The 18,108-nt window shown below is 65.7% G+C and carries 12 protein-coding genes; 5 read left to right on the plus strand and 7 right to left on the minus strand.

The features are described 5' to 3' along the window. Positions 1-83: 83 nt before the first annotated feature. The gene (locus K2O51_RS15940; protein ID WP_011296877.1) at positions 84-1,835 is read right to left on the minus strand and encodes a SulP family inorganic anion transporter; all 1,752 of its coding nucleotides are present in this window, start codon (positions 1,833-1,835) and stop codon (positions 84-86) included. A 342-nt stretch (positions 1,836-2,177) separates the two neighbouring features. Here K2O51_RS15940 and K2O51_RS15945 point away from each other — a divergent pair, with 342 nt between their 5' ends. Together K2O51_RS15945 and K2O51_RS15950 are read left to right on the plus strand one after the other, a co-directional pair. Then, on the plus strand, positions 2,178-3,278 hold the full coding sequence (locus K2O51_RS15945; protein ID WP_011296878.1) for a glycosyltransferase family 4 protein: 1,101 nt from the start codon (positions 2,178-2,180) through the stop codon (positions 3,276-3,278). Between the two features lie 48 nt (positions 3,279-3,326). Further along, positions 3,327-5,531: an amylo-alpha-1,6-glucosidase gene (locus K2O51_RS15950; RefSeq protein ID WP_011296879.1), complete on the plus strand. Its 2,205-nt coding sequence runs from the start codon at positions 3,327-3,329 to the stop codon at positions 5,529-5,531. A gap of 260 nt (positions 5,532-5,791) precedes the next feature. On the opposite strand, the gene K2O51_RS15955 is transcribed toward K2O51_RS15950, so the two are convergent. From K2O51_RS15955 to K2O51_RS15975, 5 genes are all read right to left on the minus strand, one after another. After that, a complete protein-coding gene (locus K2O51_RS15955; RefSeq protein ID WP_011296880.1) occupies positions 5,792-7,501 on the minus strand; it encodes a TRAP transporter large permease in 1,710 nt (569 codons plus the stop codon). Beyond that, on the minus strand, positions 7,498-8,040 hold the full coding sequence (locus tag K2O51_RS15960; RefSeq protein ID WP_011296881.1) for a TRAP transporter small permease subunit: 543 nt from the start codon (positions 8,038-8,040) through the stop codon (positions 7,498-7,500). The genes K2O51_RS15955 and K2O51_RS15960 overlap by 4 nt, the downstream gene beginning before the upstream one ends. Positions 8,041-8,217: 177 nt before the next feature. Then, positions 8,218-9,630, minus strand: coding sequence for an argininosuccinate lyase (argH, locus tag K2O51_RS15965; RefSeq protein WP_220631341.1), 1,413 nt, complete (start codon positions 9,628-9,630; stop codon positions 8,218-8,220). A gap of 128 nt (positions 9,631-9,758) precedes the next feature. Beyond that, on the minus strand, positions 9,759-10,481 hold the full coding sequence (locus K2O51_RS15970) for an anti-sigma factor (protein WP_220631342.1): 723 nt from the start codon (positions 10,479-10,481) through the stop codon (positions 9,759-9,761). Continuing rightward, a complete protein-coding gene (locus tag K2O51_RS15975) occupies positions 10,478-11,077 on the minus strand; it encodes a sigma-70 family RNA polymerase sigma factor (protein ID WP_220631343.1) in 600 nt (199 codons plus the stop codon). Before K2O51_RS15975 ends, K2O51_RS15970 begins: the two co-directional genes overlap by 4 nt. Positions 11,078-11,219: 142 nt before the next feature. Between K2O51_RS15975 and K2O51_RS15980 the strand changes: the two genes are divergently transcribed. Further along, positions 11,220-11,834, plus strand: a complete 615-nt coding sequence (locus tag K2O51_RS15980; protein WP_220631644.1) for a ferritin-like domain-containing protein — start codon at positions 11,220-11,222, stop codon at positions 11,832-11,834. Positions 11,835-11,932: 98 nt separating this feature from the next. Here K2O51_RS15980 and ppc read toward each other — a convergent pair whose 3' ends face one another. Further along, complete coding sequence (gene ppc, locus K2O51_RS15985; RefSeq protein ID WP_220631344.1) at positions 11,933-14,953, minus strand: phosphoenolpyruvate carboxylase; 3,021 nt, start codon at positions 14,951-14,953, stop codon at positions 11,933-11,935. A gap of 71 nt (positions 14,954-15,024) precedes the next feature. Between ppc and hemC the strand changes: the two genes are divergently transcribed. Beyond that, a complete protein-coding gene (gene hemC / locus K2O51_RS15990) occupies positions 15,025-16,029 on the plus strand; it encodes a hydroxymethylbilane synthase (protein ID WP_220631345.1) in 1,005 nt (334 codons plus the stop codon). Between the two features lie 9 nt (positions 16,030-16,038). Further along, positions 16,039-18,108 carry a fused uroporphyrinogen-III synthase HemD/membrane protein HemX gene (gene hemDX / locus K2O51_RS15995; protein ID WP_220631346.1) on the plus strand — a complete coding sequence of 690 codons (2,070 nt, stop codon included), beginning with the start codon at positions 16,039-16,041 and terminating at the stop codon, positions 18,106-18,108.

The raw sequence follows: 18,108 nt of genomic DNA on the forward strand, positions 1-18,108 counted from the left end.
CGCGACCACTGCCGACGTAGCGATGCGCCGGCCTGCCATCTGGCAGGCCGGCGTTTTTTACGCATGCGGCCGCTGCTTCGTCATCACGCCTTCCAGTCCACATTGTGATCGCTCAGGTAGTCATCCACCGCCGCGCCAACCGTCGGGTGGAAGACATCCTGCCCGAGGTGGTCAAACAGTTCGAAGCGCTTGAGCTTGTCCTTGACCGGGTCCTTCATCTCGGCGAAGTGCAATTCGATGCCGCGTTCGTCCAGCGTTTTGTCGAGTTCGCGCAGCATATCCGCCGAGGTCACATCGACGCTGGTCACCGGCTCGGCTGCCACTACCACGCGTCGCACCTCGGTGGGTGAACCTTCGACGGCTTGCATGACACATGTCTGGAACAGCTCCGCGTTCGCAAAGAACAGCGGCGCATCCCAGCGGAACAGCACCAGGCCGGGCACGCGTCGCGCGTTCGGATAGCGCTCCACGTCGTGATAGCCACGCACGCCGTCAGCACGCCCGAGAATGGCGTAGTGCGGGCGCCAGCCGTCCCACAGGAATTCAATCACGGCCAGGGCCACGGCCAGGCCGATGCCCGGAATCGCACCGAACACGGCGACGCCGGCAAAGCACGCCATCGAAAGCCAGAACTCCCATTGCTGGATGCGGAAGATCCGCCTCAGGTCCGCGAACTCGAACAGCCCGAGCGCCGAGGCGATGACCACCGCCGCCAGCGCGCTGTTCGGCAGATAGCGCATCAGGTTCGGCGCGAACAGCAGCAGGGCGGCTACGGCCAGCGCGCCGATCACGCCCGTGAGCTGGGTTTTGGCGCCCGCCGCTTCCGCAACCGGCGTGCGTGATGAGCTGCTGCTGATCGGAAAGCCCTGGAACAGCCCCGCTGCGAGATTGGCGGCGCCCAGCCCGACCATTTCCTGATTGGGATCGACCGGTCGCTTCATTCGCGCCGCATAGGTTCGCGACAGCACGCTGGTGTCGGCGAATGCCACCATCGCGACGGCGAAGCCGCCGGCTACCACCTTGGCGATATCCACGCCGCTCAGCCATGGCAAGTGGAAGACGGGCAGCCCCTGCGGCATCTTGCCCAGCACTTTGACACCGTGGTCCTGCAGGCCGAACCAGGCGACAGCCAGTGTCGCCAGGATCACGGCGATCAGAATGCCCGGCACGCGTTCGAAGCGCTTTAGCAGCAGGATCAGGGCCAGCGCGCTGCCTCCGACCGCCGCGCTGTACCAGTTGGCCTTGCCGTCTCCCAGCGCTTGGATCAGGTCCCACAATTCCCGCAGGGGTCCGGCGTCCTCGATGGAGATGCCAAACAACTTCGGAAGCTGGCTGATCAGGACGGTCAATGCAATGCCATTCATGTAGCCGTATCGGATCGGCTTGGACAGCAGTTCGGTAACGAACCCCAGGCGCAGCAGCCCGGCCAGGATACAGACCGCGCCCGATACCACCGCCATCATGCTTGCCACGGCGATCGCGCGGGCCGGATCGCCAGCCGACAGCTGGATCACCACGGCAAGGATCGGCGCGGCCAGTGCCGAGTCCGGTCCCAGCACCAGTATCCGGCTGGGACCGAACAGCGCGTAGGCCAGCAGCGGAATGATGGTGGCGTACAAGCCGTAGATGCCAGGGACGCCGGATGCCTCCGCATAGGCAATGCCGACCGGCACCAGCATGGTAGTCAGTACGAGGCCGGCCGCCACGTCACGAGGCAGCCATGCTGCCTCGTACTGTCGCAGCGTCTGCACGCCTGGCAGCCAGCGCAGCCAGCCCTTTGCGGGCCTGGCCTCCGATGCCTCTCCGGCTGATGGACGATAGGGTTGGTCGGGCACGTGGTTGCTCCCCTGGCCGTACGTCGTGAATCGGATGTGGACGATACTCAGCATAGCAAGACGCACAGCTTGCGGGCATGGCACTTGCGACAAAGGCACCACGCGCGACGCCGGTCGATGGGCTCCCGGCTCCTCTCGCACCGCGCCGGGTGGCGGCCGCGGCATGCCGCTCTGCAGCACAAATATCGGCGGCGCCCACCGGTAATCGAGCTGGCCAGCACGGAAGAGGGAGGCGCTCCTTTTTTTGCGGTGCAGCGCGACACGGACCGCATTCCGGGCGCAGGGTCAAAGGCGGCCCGGCATCCGATTGTCAAAGTTGTCAGCCGCACGGAGATTCTGCCGATGAAAATCGCCCAAATTGCCCCGCTCCAGGAAAGCTGCCCGCCAAGGCAGTACGGCGGTACCGAACGCGTCGTGGCGTACCTCGCAAACGAGCTGGTGCGCCAGGGGCATGATGTGACGCTCTTTGCGAGCGGCGATTCATGGACGGCCGCCCGGCTGGTGAGTTGCGTGCCGCGCGCATTGCGCACCGACCCATCTGTGCACGACTGGCTGCCGTACCACGTCATGATGCTGGAGGATGTGCGCCGGCAGGCCGATGATTTCGATGTGCTGCATTTCCACACGGATATGCTGCATTTTCCGCTGGTCCGCAGCCTTGCCAGCCGCACCGTGACTACGCTGCATGGCCGGCTCGATCTGCCAGATCTGCGCCCGTTCTATGCGACGTTTCCGGATATGCCCCTGGTGTCGATATCCCTGGAGCAACGGCGTCCCATGCCGCCGGTCAACTGGCTCGGCAATGTCTACCATGGCTTGCCGGAATCCCTGCTGTCCTTTCATGCCGTGCCGCGCGGGGGCTATCTGGCATTCCTCGGCCGCATTGCGCGCGAGAAGCGCCCCGACCGCGCGATCGAGATCGCCGTGCGCAGCGGCATGCCGCTGAAGATCGCAGCCAAGATCGACCGCGCCGACCAGGCGTACTGGGATGCGGAAATCGCGCCACTGGTCCGGCGCCACCCGAATGTGGAGTATCTTGGCGAAATTGGCGATCGCGAAAAACCGCGTTTTCTTGGCAACGCGCGTGCGCTGCTGTTTCCGATCGACTGGCCCGAGCCGTTCGGCCTTGTGATGATCGAATCCATGGCCTGCGGTACGCCGGTGATTGCCTTTTCTTCGGGGTCGGTTCCTGAAGTGCTCGATGATGGCGTCACTGGCTTTATCGTGGACAGTGTGGACGAAGCCGTGGCTGCGGTAGGGCGTCTGGGAGACATCGACCGCCTTGACGTGCGGCGCGCGTTCAGTGCGCGCTTCAGTGCCGCGCGCATGGCCAGCGACTACGTAGCGTTGTATCGCCGGCTGTGCGAACCGCTGTCGGTCAACGGGCACACGCATGCGGAGCCGGCAGGCCATGAGGCCGCGGACCTGCATATCGCGCCCTGACCCCATGATCGCACCCCGATCGCACCCTGAACCTGCAAGGGGGAAACGATGCTTGACGCTCCCGAAGGCCGGCGCGGACTCGCGCCGGAAGCCACGCCGGCGGCTCCCATTGTCATCGCGGCCTCGCGTTCGCTGCGCCAGACCCAGCCACGTACGCTCAAGCAAGGCGATACTTTCGCCGTATTCGACGAGCATGGCGACGCCATTGCCGGCTCTGGCGGATCGGAGGGTCTGTACTACTGTGATACCCGCCACCTGTCGCACTTTCATCTCACGATCAACGGCTGGCGACCGGTGCTGCTGAGTTCCGTGCTGCGCGACGATAACGTGGCGCTGACCTGCGACCTGACCAATCCCGACCTGTTCGACGAGCAGGACCGGCTCGCGATGGTCCATGACCTGATCCATGTGCGCCGTTCCCGCTTCCTGTGGCAGGGGACATGCTATGAACGGCTGGCGGTACGCAACTTCGACGAGGTGCCGCGGCGCATCGCGCTGGAACTGGCCTTTGCCGCGGATTTCGCGGACTTGTTCGAGGTGCGCGGCGCCCATCGCATAGATCGCGGGCAGTACCATGCGCCCGTGCTTTGCCAAAGCGGCGTCAGGCTAGCCTATACCGGCCTTGATGACTGCGAGCGCACGACGCATCTGTCTTTCGATCCGTTGCCGTCGCGTCTGACCGGCGAACAGGCCGTGTTCGAACTGGATCTCACGCCGCACAAGACCACACTGCTGTATGTCGAGGTATGTTGCTGCAATGCGCGCCCGGACGGGCGCGCGCCGCGCGTGGCTGTTCCTTCGGCCCTGCGCGCCGCGCGGCGCGCGCTGCGTGGCTTGTCCGCGCGCGCCGCAAGCGTGACCACGTCGAACGAGATTTTCAACGAAGCGGTGTCGCGAAGCATGTCCGATCTCTACATGCTGACCACGCAGACGCCATACGGGCCGTATCCCTATGCGGGCATTCCGTGGTTCAGCACTTTCTTCGGCCGCGACGCGCTGATCACCGCGCTCGAAACCCTGTGGCTCGACCCGGGTATCGCGCGCGGCGTGCTTTGCTACCTGGCGGCCAACCAGGCCACCACGGTCGATCCCGCAGCCGATGCCGAACCGGGCAAGATCCTCCATGAAAGCCGCAAGGGCGAAATGGCCAACCTCGGCGAGGTGCCGTTCCGCCGCTACTACGGCAGCATCGATTCCACGCCGCTGTTCGTCATGCTGGCCGGGGCCTACCTGGACCGCACCCATGACGTTGCCACGGCGCGCTGGCTGTGGCCCTACGTCGAGGCGGCACTGCGTTGGATCGACGAGTACGGTGACCGCGATGGCGATGGCTTTGTCGAGTACGGCCGGCGCACCGCCGAAGGGCTGCTGAACCAGGGCTGGAAGGACAGCCGGGATTCCATCTCCCATGCTGACGGCACGCTCGCTGAAGGGCCCATTGCGCTGGTGGAGGTGCAGGCCTATGTCTACGGCGCGTGGATGGCTGCCGCGCGCATCGCACGCGGCCTTGGAAAGACCGAACGCGCCGACGGACTCGAAGCCAAGGCAACACAACTGCGCCAGCGCTTTGATGAAGTCTTCTTCGACGAGGCGCTGGGCACCTACGTGCTGGCGCTGGACGGGAACAAGCGGCCATGCCGCGTGCGCTCATCCAATGCGGGGCATGCGCTCTTCACTGGCATTGCGCAGCCACAGCGAGCGGAACAGGTAGCGTCTGCGCTGATGGCAAGCGCCTCGTTCTCGGGCTGGGGCGTGCGGACACTTGCCTCGAGCGAGTTCCGCTACAACCCCATGAGCTACCACAACGGCTCGGTATGGCCGCACGACAATGCCCTGATCGCCGCAGGGCTGGTGCGCTATGGCTTGCGCGACGCGGCGCTGCGCATCTTCGACGGGCTTTTCTCTGCCTCGACGCACATCGACCTGCGCCGTCTGCCGGAGTTGTTCTGCGGCTTCGTGCGCCAGGGCAACCGCGGTCCGACGCTCTATCCGGTCGCGTGCATTCCGCAGGCGTGGGCGGCGGCCGCGCCGCTGTCGCTGCTGCAGTCGTGCTTGAACCTCGATTTTGACGTCGCCGCGCGCCAGGTGAGCTTTCGCTATCCGGCCCTGCCGTCCTTCATGGAAGACGTGGCGCTGCAAGGGCTGACCATTGCCGACGCATCGGTCGACCTGATGCTGCGTCGCGCCGGCAGCAGTGTGGTGGTGAACGTGGTGGAGCGGCGCGGCGATGTGCTCGTGACAACGACGAACTAGGCCGAATGTGCGGTGGTCCGGCGTTCGGGCACCACGCACAACCCCGTCGGCATCATCGTGAAAGCAAAGGCTTCGCTGACCGGCCCGGAGGCGGCCGCCTGGCTGACATGGAACTATTGGCAGACCATCGACAGCACGTCCTTGGCTTCGAGCAGTGCCAGGCTGCGGCTTACAAGGGGACAGTTCGAGATACGACGGATCAGGCCCCGGAAAAACAAAGAGCCCCGCGATTGCGGGGCTCTGTCTTGGCGCTCAGGCCGTTATTTCTTCTCAAACTCAAACTGCGGCGCCGCCGGCTCCGCCGGAGCCGCCCCCGGCAACTCCAGTGTCCCTGGCGAAGACGCCGGTTTCTCTGGCTCACCGCCAAGCGGAATGCTGACCTCCGCCCCGGTGTTATGGTGGAGCGATCCCTTGTCGAGGAATGCCGTCACCATGCCCGGCCAGAACATCACGGCCAGCACCATCACCAGCTGCAGGCCGACCCAGGGCAGCGCACCCCAGTAGATGTCTGAGCTCTTCACTTCCTTCGGCGCAATGCCGCGCAGGTAGAACAGTGCGAAGCCGAACGGCGGGTGCATGAACGAGGTCTGCATGTTCACGCACAGCATCACGCCGAACCACACGAGCGCCGCAGTGGCCGCGGCTTCGGGGTTGCCGCCCATCGAATCGGCCACGACCGGGGCCAGCACCTTCACCGCCACCGGCGCCAGCATCGGCACCACGATGAACGCGATCTCGAAGAAGTCCAGGAAGAACGCCAGGAAGAAGATGAACAGGTTCACCACGATCAGGAAGCCGATCCAGCCGCCCGGCAGCGAGGTGAACAGGTGCTCGACCCATGCGCCGCCGTCCACGCCCTGGAACACCACCGAGAAGCAGGTGGAGCCGATCAGGATGAACACCACCATCGCCGTGATGCGCGCGGTGGACTGGTAAGCATCGACGATCAGCAGACGCAGGTCGGTCATCTGACCCGCGCGGATGACCAGCCACAGGATGACCAGGTACAACACCGCCAGCGGGATCCGGAACACATGCGAGCCAAAGGCGAACACACCCACGGCCGCGGCGATCACCGTCGCGGCAATGCCGATGCGGTAGACGATGCGATCGGTGCTGGTGAATGCCTTGTCGCGGATCACCGCGAGCACCAGCGCGCCGACGGCACCCATGGCGCCCGATTCGGTCGGTGTGGCGATGCCCAGCATGATCGTGCCGAGCACGAGGAAGATCAGCACCGCACACGGGATGATGCCGCGCAGGCACTTGGCCCAAAGCGGCCAGCCGCGCAGCGTGCGCGCTTCGGCCGGAACCGGCGGCAGCCAGTCAGGTTTGACGCGGGTCAGGAAGAAGGTGTACAGCGCGAACAGCGCGATCTGCACCACCGACGGGCCCCACGCGCCCAGGTACATGCTGCCCACGTCGGCGCTGCCGGCCGGCGTCTTGAGCTGGTCGGCCAGCACCACCAGCACGAGCGACGGCGGCACGAGCTGCGTGATGGTGCCCGATGCCGCGAGCACGCCGGTGGCGTACTTCATGTTGTAGCGGTAGCGCATCATCACCGGCAGCGAAATCATCGCCATGGCGATCACCTGCGCGGCCACGGTGCCCGTGATCGCGCCAAGGATGAAGCCGACGATGATCACCGAGTAGCCGAGGCCGCCGCGCACGGGGCCGAACAGCTGGCCCATGGAGTCGAGCATGTCCTCGGCCAGCCCGCATTTCTCCAGGATCGCGCCCATGAAGGTGAAGAACGGAATGGCCAGCAGCAACTCGTTGGCGAGCACGCTTCCGAACACGCGGCTCGGCACCGCCTGCAGGAAGCTCAGGGGGAAGTAGCCCCAGTGAATGGCCACGAAGCCGAACGCCAGGCCGACGGCGGACAGCGAAAATGCGACCGGGAACCCGATCAGCATGAACAGCACCAGGCCGCCGAACATCATCGGCGGCATATATTCCAATGGAATCATTGCACCGGCCTCTCGTATTTCGATTCGATACGCACCAGGCCTTTGAGGGCGGCAAAGCGCTTGATCAGTTCAGACACCCCCTGCAGGGCGAGCAGGGCGAAGCCGACTGGCACCACCAGCTTGATCGGGTAACGCGGCAGGCCGCCGGAGTTGCCCGATTGCTCGAGGATGCGCCACGAGGGCAGGAACAGCGAATCCCAGGACAGCCACGTGAACAGGATGCACGACGGCAGCAGGAATACGACGATGCCGAAGATATCGATCCAGTGCTGGGCGCGCTCCGAGACGTTGCCGTAGAACAGGTCGACGCGGACGTGTTCGTTACGCTGGAAGGTATACGAGGCGCCGAACATCACGGCGATCGCAAACATGTACCACTGCAGTTCGAGTGGCCAGTTGTCGCTCAAGTTGAAGCCATAGCGCAGGAGGGCGTTGCCGGCGCTGATCAGGCACGACAGCAGGATCATGATGTTTGCAAGCCTGCCCGTGTGCTGATTCAACCTGTCGATCTGTCGTGACAGACCAAGCAAGTAGTTCATGGGTTGTCTCCCCGGTTTTTGCGGCGATTAGTTTATCTGTAACAAAATGCGTCGGCGCTTGGGGCTAATACCTATCACATTGCGCAAAAATCCGTCTTGTAAATGAAAAAAGCCACGATGGCCAGCCCATCGTGGCTTTTTCTTGCTTGAAACTTACGCGGAACTTACAGCGTCAACTCAGAGCGCTGCGCGTGCGGCGGCGATCGCCGCGCGCACCTGGTCCGGTGCGGTGCCGCCGATGTGGTTACGCGCAGCGACCGAACCTTCGAGCGTCAGGACGGTGTGCACGTCATCGCCGATCAGCGCGGACTTGTCGCCGAGGCCCGAGACTTCACGCAGTTCGGCCACGGTAAGGTCGGCCAGGTCGCAGTTGCGGCTGTCGCACGCGCGCACGGCGTGGGCCACGGCTTCGTGCGCGTCGCGGAACGGCAGGCCCTTCTTGACGAGGTAGTCGGCCAGGTCGGTGGCCGTGGCGTAGCCCTGCAGCGCGGCGGCGCGCATGGCTTCGGGCTTGACGGTGATGCCAGGCACCATGTCAGCGAAGATGCGCAGCGTGTCCACGACGGTATCGACCGTATCGAACAGCGGTTCCTTGTCTTCCTGGTTGTCCTTGTTGTATGCGAGCGGCTGGCCCTTCATCAGCGTCAGCAGGCCGATCAGGTGGCCGTTGACGCGGCCGGTCTTGCCGCGGGCCAATTCCGGCACGTCGGGGTTCTTCTTCTGCGGCATGATCGAGCTGCCGGTGCAGAAGCGGTCGGCGATGTCGATGAAGCCGACGCGCGGGCTCATCCACAGCACCAGTTCTTCCGAGAAGCGCGACACGTGGGTCATCACCAGCGCGGCGGCCGCGCAGAATTCGATCGCGAAGTCGCGGTCCGACACGGCATCCAGCGAATTGCGGCACACGCCGTCGAAGCCAAGCTGCTTCGCGACGAATTCGCGGTCGATCGGGTAGCTCGTGCCGGCGAGCGCGGCGGCGCCCAGCGGCAAGCGGTTGACGCGCTTGCGGCAGTCGGCCATGCGCTCGGCATCGCGCGTGAACATTTCCACGTAGGCCAGCAGGTGGTGGCCGAAAGTCACGGGCTGCGCGACCTGCAGGTGCGTGAAGCCCGGCAGGATCGTGTCAGCGTTCTGGTCGGCCAGGTCCAGCAGCGACCCGCGCAGCGCGCCGAGCAGCGCGATGATGTTGTCGATCTCGCTGCGCAGCCACAGGCGGATGTCGGTCGCGACCTGGTCATTGCGCGAACGGCCCGTATGCAGGCGCTTGCCGGCATCGCCGACCAGCGCGGTCAGGCGCGCTTCGATGTTCAGGTGGACGTCTTCGAGATCCAGCTTCCATTCGAAGCCGCCGGCCTCGATCTCGCCCTTGATCTGTGCCATGCCGCGCTCGATCTCGGCGCGGTCGGCCTCGGCGATGATGCCTTGCTTGGCCAGCATGGCCGCATGCGCCAGCGAGCCCTGGATGTCGAACAGGGCCAGGCGCTTGTCGAAGAACACCGAAGCGGTGTAGCGCTTCACCAGGTCGGACATCGGTTCGGAGAAGCGGGCGGACCAGGCTTCGCCTTTCTTGGCAAGTTGGGAGGTCGTCATGGACGTCAGGGCTATGTGGCTCTATGGCTCGCGCGGCGTGCGGCCGGTGCATGACCATGCGGGGCGGACGCGAGCGGATTTCGGAGAAACGTGGATTATATCGCCCGCCGGGGCCGGGCAAGCGGGCTTCAGAGCGGCGAGTGGATCAATGGTCCCTTGAAGACAACCGGGCCGCTCGGACCGTCCGGGTTCGTCGATCCGCCGGGCGGTTCGACGCTGACCGCTAGGGCCGGTACGGCAGCGGGGAACCGCGTCAGCGCTAGCCGTGCCGAGCGCTCGCGGCCGATCACGCCGAGGGATTGCGGCTTGCCGCCTTCAGGCAGCGCCCACAACTGCAGTACCTGCTGTCCGGTCAAGACCGTGTCGTCGAGCCTTTGCACGAGCAACTGGCGTGCCGCCGCATCCCATGACACAAGCAGAGCGGGTTTGGATTGTGCATTGTTCAGCACAGCGACTACGGCGGCATCGCCCGGCTTCCGTTGTGTCGTTTGCCAGCCGATGCCGACGGCGAGCACCGCAATAACGGTCATTGCCGCCGCTGCACCGCGCCAGAACACTGGCGCCGTCCACAGCTTTTGCCACCACGGCGTAACCGCTGCCTCGGTCGACGGCACCGGCTTCCAGCCGAGCCGCTGTTCGACGCCGCACCACACCGCCTCTACAGTTTCCACGGACGGTTGCAACTCGGCCATGCCGGCCAGCCTGACCTGCCAGTGGCCAATCGCGGCACGCACGGCCGGTTCCTCGCGCGCAAGCTGCTCCATCCGGCGCCGTGCGCCGCCACGGAGCACGCCGAGCGCATATTGCGCTGCCATGCGGTCCAGCAGGTCCGGGTGCCGGGTCAGCCTCATGGCGCACTCTCCATGCACGCGCGCAGGCGTTCGAGACCCCGACGGATCCACGACTTCACGGTGCCGAGCGGCAATCGCAGCCGCTCGGACAGTTCGGCGTGGCTCAGGTCGCGCAAGTAGGCCAGGACGATGGCTTGCCGCTGTGCCGGCTCCAGCCGTTGCAGGCAGCGGTTCAGTGCGCGCGCCTGCTGGCTGGCCAACGCCAGTTCAGCCGGGCCGGCAGCATCGTCGGCCAGCCATTCGCCGAGTTCTTCATCGAGTTCCACGGTCTGCGGCACGCGCGCGGCTGCCGCGCGGCGCAGGCAGTCGAGCGCGCGATTGCGAACGATGGTGGTCATCCACGTCATCGGCGCAGCCAGGTGCGGCCGGTAGTCGCCGGCGTGGTGCCAGATGCTGACAAAGCTTTCCTGCACGGCGTCCTCCGCCCAGTCGCGCCTTCCAGTGATACGCAGCGCAAGGCCGAACAGTTTCGTCGCGGTGTGGTCGTAGAGCGCGCGCAGCGCCTGCCGGTCGCCGAGCGCCACCGCCTGCAGCCACGCCGCCAGCCGGTCGTTGTCGGCCGATGGGGCAAAGGATGGTTCGGGGGCAGCCGGCACGTGGAGGTTCCTGGCGGAGGACTCTGACGGATTATAGGCAGCGTCGCTGCATCCAATTGCCCGGTGCCTGCGTAAAAGCAGCATGCGATCCGCGCTGCGGACGCTGTCCCTCGATCTCTCACAGGAGCACACCATGGAACGCATGTCCACGACGCCGGCGCACCGGCTGGTTCAGTCCCAGAAAGTTTCCATCGCCTTGCCCGACGAACGCCGGCGCGGCCTGCTCAAGGTGCCGGGCCTGTTCGCGCTCGGTTCGCTGGCCGTGCTGAGCCTTGGCGAGTCGATGCCAGCGTGGGCACAGACGCAGTCAGGCAGCACGAAAGACGACATCAGTATCCTGAACGTGGCGCTCGGCCTCGAGTACCAGGCCATCGCGGCCTACCAGGTGGGGGCGGAAAGCGGGCTGCTGCAGAAACCTGTGCTCGACACGGCGGTAAAGTTTCAGAACCACCACAAGGCGCACGCGCAAGTGCTGGCGGGCACGGTATCGAAGCTGGGCGGGTCGCCGGTCATGGCGAAGAAACCGTCGGAATATTCGTTCCCGACGGGACAGCTCAAGACTCAGGCGGATGTGCTGCGTTTTGCGGCGGGACTGGAGAAGGGCGCTACCGCGGCGTATCTCGGCGTGCTGCCGAATTTCTATAACCGGGATCTGACCAAGGCGGCGGGTAGCATCCTTGGCGATGAAGCGATGCACTGGGCGGTGCTGCTGCATGCCTTGGGGGATGATCCGGTGCCGGGGGCGTTTGTCGGCTGAGCGAGGGTGCTCACCACTTGAAGTGTGTTTGCTCCCCTCTCCAACGCCAGTGGGAGAGGGGAGTGCGCCACCGGTGAGGCGACGCTGCAGGGCAATGCTCAACCCGTATTGCGCAACCCCGCAGCCACCCCGTTGATGGTCAGATGGATACCGCGCCGTACGCGGATATCGTCCCCATCCTTGCCCGAGCGGTAGCGCTTGAGCAGTTCCACCTGCAAGTGGTTGAGCGGATCAAGGTACGCAAAGCGGTTCTTGATCGAACGTGCGAGCAGCGGGTTGTCGGCCAGCCGTTCCTGATGCCCGGTGACCAGCGCCAGCATCTCGCAGGTCAGGTGCCATTCCTTGCTGATGCGCGCGAACACGTTCTTGCGCAGCGCGGCGTCGTCACAGAGCTGGGCATAGCGCGAGGCCACGGCCAGGTCCGTCTTGGCCAGCACCATGTCCATGTTGGACAGCAGCGTGGAGAAGAACGGCCAGGTCTTGACCATCTTGCGCAGCGTCGCCACAGCGGCTTTACGTGCCTTTTCGTCCGGCGCGGTGTCGAGCAGCGACTTGACCGCGCTGCCGAAGCCGTACCAGCCCGGCAGCAGCAGTCGGCACTGGCCCCACGAGAAGCCCCACGGAATCGCGCGCAGGTCTTCGATGCGGCGGTTCTTCTTGTCCATCAGCTTGCGCGAGGCCGGACGCGAACCGAGGTTCAGGTCGGCGATCTCGGTGATCGGCGTGGTGGCGAAGAAATAGTCCTTGAAGCCCGGGGTCTCATATACCAGGTTGCGGTAGGCGCCGAACGCACGGTCGGAAAGCTGCTGCATGATGCCTTCGAACGTGCTCAGTTCCTTCGGCGCGTTCTGCTGCGGCAGCAGCGAGGCTTCCAGCGTCGCGGCGATCACCGTTTCCAGGTTGCGCCGGCCGATCTCGGCATTGGCGAACTTGCTGTTGATGATCTCGCCCTGCTCGGTCAGGCGGATCTGCCCGTTCACCGTGCCCGGCGGCTGCGACAGGATGGCCTGGTAGGTCGGGCCGCCGCCGCGGCCGACGGTGCCGCCGCGGCCGTGGAACAGGCGCAGCTTGACCTTGCGTTGCTCGAACAGCTGGACCAGTGCGAGTTCGGCCTTGTACAGCTCCCAGTTGGAAGTCAGGAAGCCGCCGTCCTTGTTGGAATCGGAATAGCCGAGCATCACTTCTTGCTCGACCCCGTGGTGCTCGATCACCGAATCGAAGCCCGGCAGGTCCAGCAGCGACTGCATGATCCCTGCTGCGTTCTGCAAGTCTTCGATGGTTTCGAACAGCGGAATGACCATCAGCTCCATGCGTGCCGGATCGGTCTTGCTGCCCAGCGTGCCCTTGAGCATGCCGGCTTCCTTCTGCAACAGCATGACTTCCACCAGGTCGGACAGCGTTTCCGTGTGCGAGATGATGTAGTTGCGCGCGACGCGCTGGCCGTAGCGCGCGCGCAGTTCGCGCGCGGTTGCCAGGATGGCCAGCTCGTTGCGGGTCTGCTCCGAATATTCGTGATACGGCAGCGTCAGCAGGCGCGGCTGGCGTAGTTCGGCGAGCAGTAGTTCGAGCTTGCGGGATTCCGGCAGCGCGGCGTAGTCCTTCTCGACGCCGGCGGCGGCAAACAGCTCGGCGACGACGGCTTCGTGCACGTCGGACACCTGGCGCATATCGACCGATGCCAGATGGAAGCCGAACACGGCAATGGCACGCACCAGTGCGTCGATGCGCGTGCTGGCCAGCGCGCGGCCGTGGTGGGCGCGCAGCGAGTCGATCACGATCTGCACGTCGGCCGCGAAAGCTTCGGCGCTGCTGTACGGTTCGGCGTCCGCCACCGGATGGCGCGGTGCGCCATGACCGGTCAGCGTCTTGCTGGTGGCGGCAAGGCGCGCATAGATGCCGATCAGCGCGCGGCGGTACGGCTCGTCGGCGCGGTGGGCGGAGTGGTCGGGCGATGACTCGGCCAGTGCGAGCAGTTCGGGGCTCGCGTCGACCATCAACGTCGACATCGACAGCTCGGCGCCCAGCGCATGCACCTCGTCGAGGTACCAGCCCAGGATCATCTGGGACTGCTGGGTGGCGGCGTGGTCGAGCGTTTCGGCCGTCACGTTCGGATTGCCGTCGCGGTCACCGCCGATCCACGAACCCATCTGCATGAACGGCGCCAGCGGCGCGGCTTCGGCAGCGGCGCCCTTGGTCTTGCGTGAGGCCGGAAAGATCGCGGCGATGTCCTCTTCCAGCTCGCTCATCAGTTGCGGGATGCCGTGCAGGAAGGTGGTGCGGTAGTACGACAGTGCGTTGTCGATTTCGTCGGCCACCGTCAGCCGCGAGTCACGCAGCATGCGGGTCTGCCACAGCGTGGTGACTTTGGCGCGAAGCTGAGCGGTGTTGCGGTCGCGCTCGCGCGCGGTCATCGGCAGGTCGCGCTCCGCCAGCAGGCGCGCGATCTCGCGCTCGGCGTCCAGGATACTCTTGCGCTGGACTTCGGTCGGGTGTGCCGTCAGCACCGGCACGATCAGTGCCTCGTCCAGGAACTTGCGCAGCTGCTTGCCCGTGACACCAGCGGCGTCGATCTTCTCGAGCGCGTGCTGCAGGCTGCCGTCTTGGGGCGGCGAACCGGCCAGCGCGTGGATGCGGCGGCGGCGGTTGTGGTGCTGGTCCTCGGCGATATTGGCCAGATGCGAGAAATAGCTGAACGCGCGCACGACCTGGTTGGTCTGGTCACGCGAGAGGCGCTTGAGCAGGCGGTCGAGCTCGGTGCCAGCGGCGCGGTCGTTCTCGCGTCGGAATCGCACGGCGGTCTGGCGGATGGTCTCGACCACCTCGAAGGTGGCATCACCTTCCTGCTCGCGCAGGCATTCGCCCAGCAGGCGGCCCAGGAAGCGGATGTCCTCGCGCAGCGGCACGTCCTTGTCGGTCGCCGAGCGGCGTGCCGGGCTGGCGTTCAGGGCGCCATTTGCGGGCACGACCATCAGATTGGCCTTCGAAATCGGTTTGATGCCAGGGGTCTTGGAAGCGGTCTTGCGGGTTGATGCGCCGTTCGCGTCACTCTGGCCTGAGGCCTGGGAGGGGGCTTCTCGATTGGCCGAGCGTCGGCCGGGGCGCGCAGCATGCTGCGTCATGCAATCTCCTCTTGCTTTACTTCTGTCCGATGGTGCGGAGCGGCGATTGGGTCGCGTGCTAACATTGACGAATGCATGCATCCGCCTTCCCGACTTCTTCTACCGCCGTGTCCAGCAGCCTTCCGCACAAGCTTGTCATCGCCTCCCGCGAGAGCCGTCTGGCCATGTGGCAGGCTGAATTTGTGCGTGCTGCGCTGCAACAATACTATCCCGCGTGCGATGTGTCCATTCTGGGCATGACCACGCGCGGAGACCAGATTCTAGACCGGACTTTGTCGAAAGTCGGCGGAAAGGGTTTGTTTGTCAAAGAGCTGGAATTCGCAATGGCCGAAGGCCGGGCCGATCTCGCGGTGCATTCGCTGAAGGATGTACCGATGGAGTTGCCCGACGGCTTCGCGCTGACCGCGGTGATGGAGCGCGAGGATCCGCGCGATGCGCTGGTTTCATCGACGTTTGCATCGCTCGAAGAGATGCCGGCCGGGACCGTGGTCGGCACCTCGAGCCTGCGTCGCGAGGCCGCGCTGCGCGCGCGTTATCCGCATCTGGTCATCAAGCCACTGCGCGGCAATCTAGATACCCGCCTGGGCAAGCTCGATCGCGGCGAATACGGCGCGATCATCCTGGCCGCGGCCGGTCTGAAGCGGCTGGGCCTTGGCGATCGCATCCGCGCACTGATCGCGCCGGAGGCTTCGCTGCCTGCAGCGGGACAGGGCGCGCTTGGTATCGAAATCCTGTCGACGCGTCCCGATGTCGCCGCGTGGCTATCTCCACTGAACCACCAGCCGACCGCGCTCGCGGTCACGGCAGAACGGGCGGTGTCGCGCATGCTTGGCGGCTCGTGCCAGGTGCCGCTGGCCGCGCATGCGCGCTGGGTTGGCGACCAATTGCGGCTCGATGCCTTTGTGGCCATGCCCGATGGCTCGCGGCAGACGCGTGCATCGGCCGCCGGTCTGGTGGTCGATGCTGCGGCGGCTGAGGCACTTGGCGCGTCGGCCGCGCGGGATCTGCTCTCGCAGGGCGCTGCCGAGATTCTCGCCGCGCTGGCCGACACACCGGCTCCCCAAGATCCAGCCTGAGGCCGGCCCATGCCCCGCCCGACTGTCGTTGTCACACGACCCGCCGGGCAGTCCCGGCAACTGACAGAAGCGCTCCAGGCCGCAGGGCTCGATGTCCTCGGCTTTCCGCTGCTCTCGATTGGCCCCGCCGCCGATGACGCGCCGCTGCGCGCGGCACTGGCGCGCTTGGACCAATTCGCGCTGGTGATTTTTGTCAGCCCCAACGCCATCCAGTACGCGGTCGATGCGCTCGCTGTGGTGCAGGGCATTGCCGCGGCGCAGTGGCCGCCCGGCGTCCCGGTGGCCGTGGTCGGACCCGCCAGCGTCATGGCGCTGGCCGAACGTGGCATTGTCGCGCCCGACTATCGCGTGATCGCGCCGGCGGGTGCCGACGGCAACGGCACGAACGGCGGCGCCAACGGCGAAGAAGCCCGTTTTGACTCCGAAGCGCTCTGGGCTCAGCTCGAACCGGCCGCACTGCAAGGACGCTCCGTGCTCATCGTCCGCGGCAACGGTGGCCGCGACTGGCTTGGCGACCGATTGCGCGAAGCGGGCGCGGACGTCACGGCCGTCGAGGCGTACCAGCGCACGCTGCCCGAGCCCACTGCCATGCAATGGCAGGCCGTGCGCGACGGCCTGAGCCCTGGCGCCGCCCCGCAAGCCTGGCTGCTGACCAGCTCCGAAGCCGTGCGCAACCTCGAGACACTGGCGCGACATAACCTGTCGCCGCAGGAACTGGCCACCCTGAAACAGGTGCAGTGCATCGCGCCGCATGCGAGAATCGCCGAACAGGCGCAGGCGCTCGGCTTCACGCGCATCCTGCGTGCAGCGCCAGGCGATGCCGGCCTGCTCGCGGCATGCAAACAGTGGGCGGATGCCTATGCGGGCCCGATAGCCGCAAGTACACCGGTTCCTGCGGTGGCTCCGGCACCGCGGCCGGAGCCGCTGCCCGTGCCGCCGCCTGCCATGACAAACAGGGTCGAACGCGTGACGCAAGAAACTACGTCCTCCTCAACCACCATTCCCCCCGGTGCCACGGCTTCGGCTTCGCCATCGGCCTCGTTCGCCGCGCCGCGCCGCAATGCCGCATTGTGGGCGCTGGTGGCGGTGCTGGTGCTGGCAACTGCCGGCGGCTTCTGGTGGCTGCAGCAGCGGGTCGACCACCTGACCGAGGAGCTGGCACGACGCCAGCAGAGCAACGACGCCTTGGTGCAGGAAACGCGCGTGCTGTCGCGCAACGCGCAGGACACCGTCAAGGAGCTGCAGGCCAAGGTCGGCGCGCTGGACGGCCAGGTCGGCGAGACCCGCGACAAGCAGGTCGCGCTCGAACAGGTCTACCAGGACCTGATGCGCAACCGCGATGATTGGGAAATCGCCGAGATCCAGCAGTTGCTGACCAATGCCGGCCAGCAGCTCCAGCTCACCGGCAACGTCCAGGTCGCACTGGCCGCGCTGCAGAGTGCCGACGCACGTCTGGCCCGCACCGACAAGCCGCAGTACAACCTGCTGCGGCGCGCACTGGCGCGCGATATCGCGCGCATGAAGGCGGTGCCCGATACCGACCTGACCGGCGCTGCCATCAAGCTTGATGAAGCCATCAACCAGATCGACGCGCTGCCGCTGTTGTCCAGCGAACGCATGCTCGAGCGTACCGAGGCCGAAGACCGCAAGGATGCCGGCCGTGGCGCTGCTGCCAAGGGTGCACGCGAGGCCTCTGCCCCGGCATCGGGCGGCGTAGGCAACTGGTTCGCCCGGTTGTGGAATTACATGCGCGATGAAATGGCGCAGGTTATCCGCATCCGCAAGGTCGATGACACTGAAGCGCTGTTGCTGTCGGGGGACCAGGGCTGGTTCCTGCGCGAGAACGTCAAGCTGCGCATGCTCAATGCACGCCTGGCGCTGCTGTCGCGCAATGAGCCGGTCTTCCGCAATGACCTTGCCGCGGCGCAAGCCATGATCGGCCGTTATTTCGACACGAGGTCAAGGCGCGTGCAAACCGTGCTCACGCTGCTCAAGCAGGCGCAGGCTGGCGCGGTGACGGTGCAGTTGCCGACCATGGCGGAAAGCCTCGGCGCGCTGCACGCGCTGAAGAAGGAGTAA

Source organism: Cupriavidus pinatubonensis (genome assembly GCF_019602855.1).
GTDB classification, from domain to species: Bacteria; Pseudomonadota; Gammaproteobacteria; order Burkholderiales; family Burkholderiaceae; genus Cupriavidus; species Cupriavidus pinatubonensis.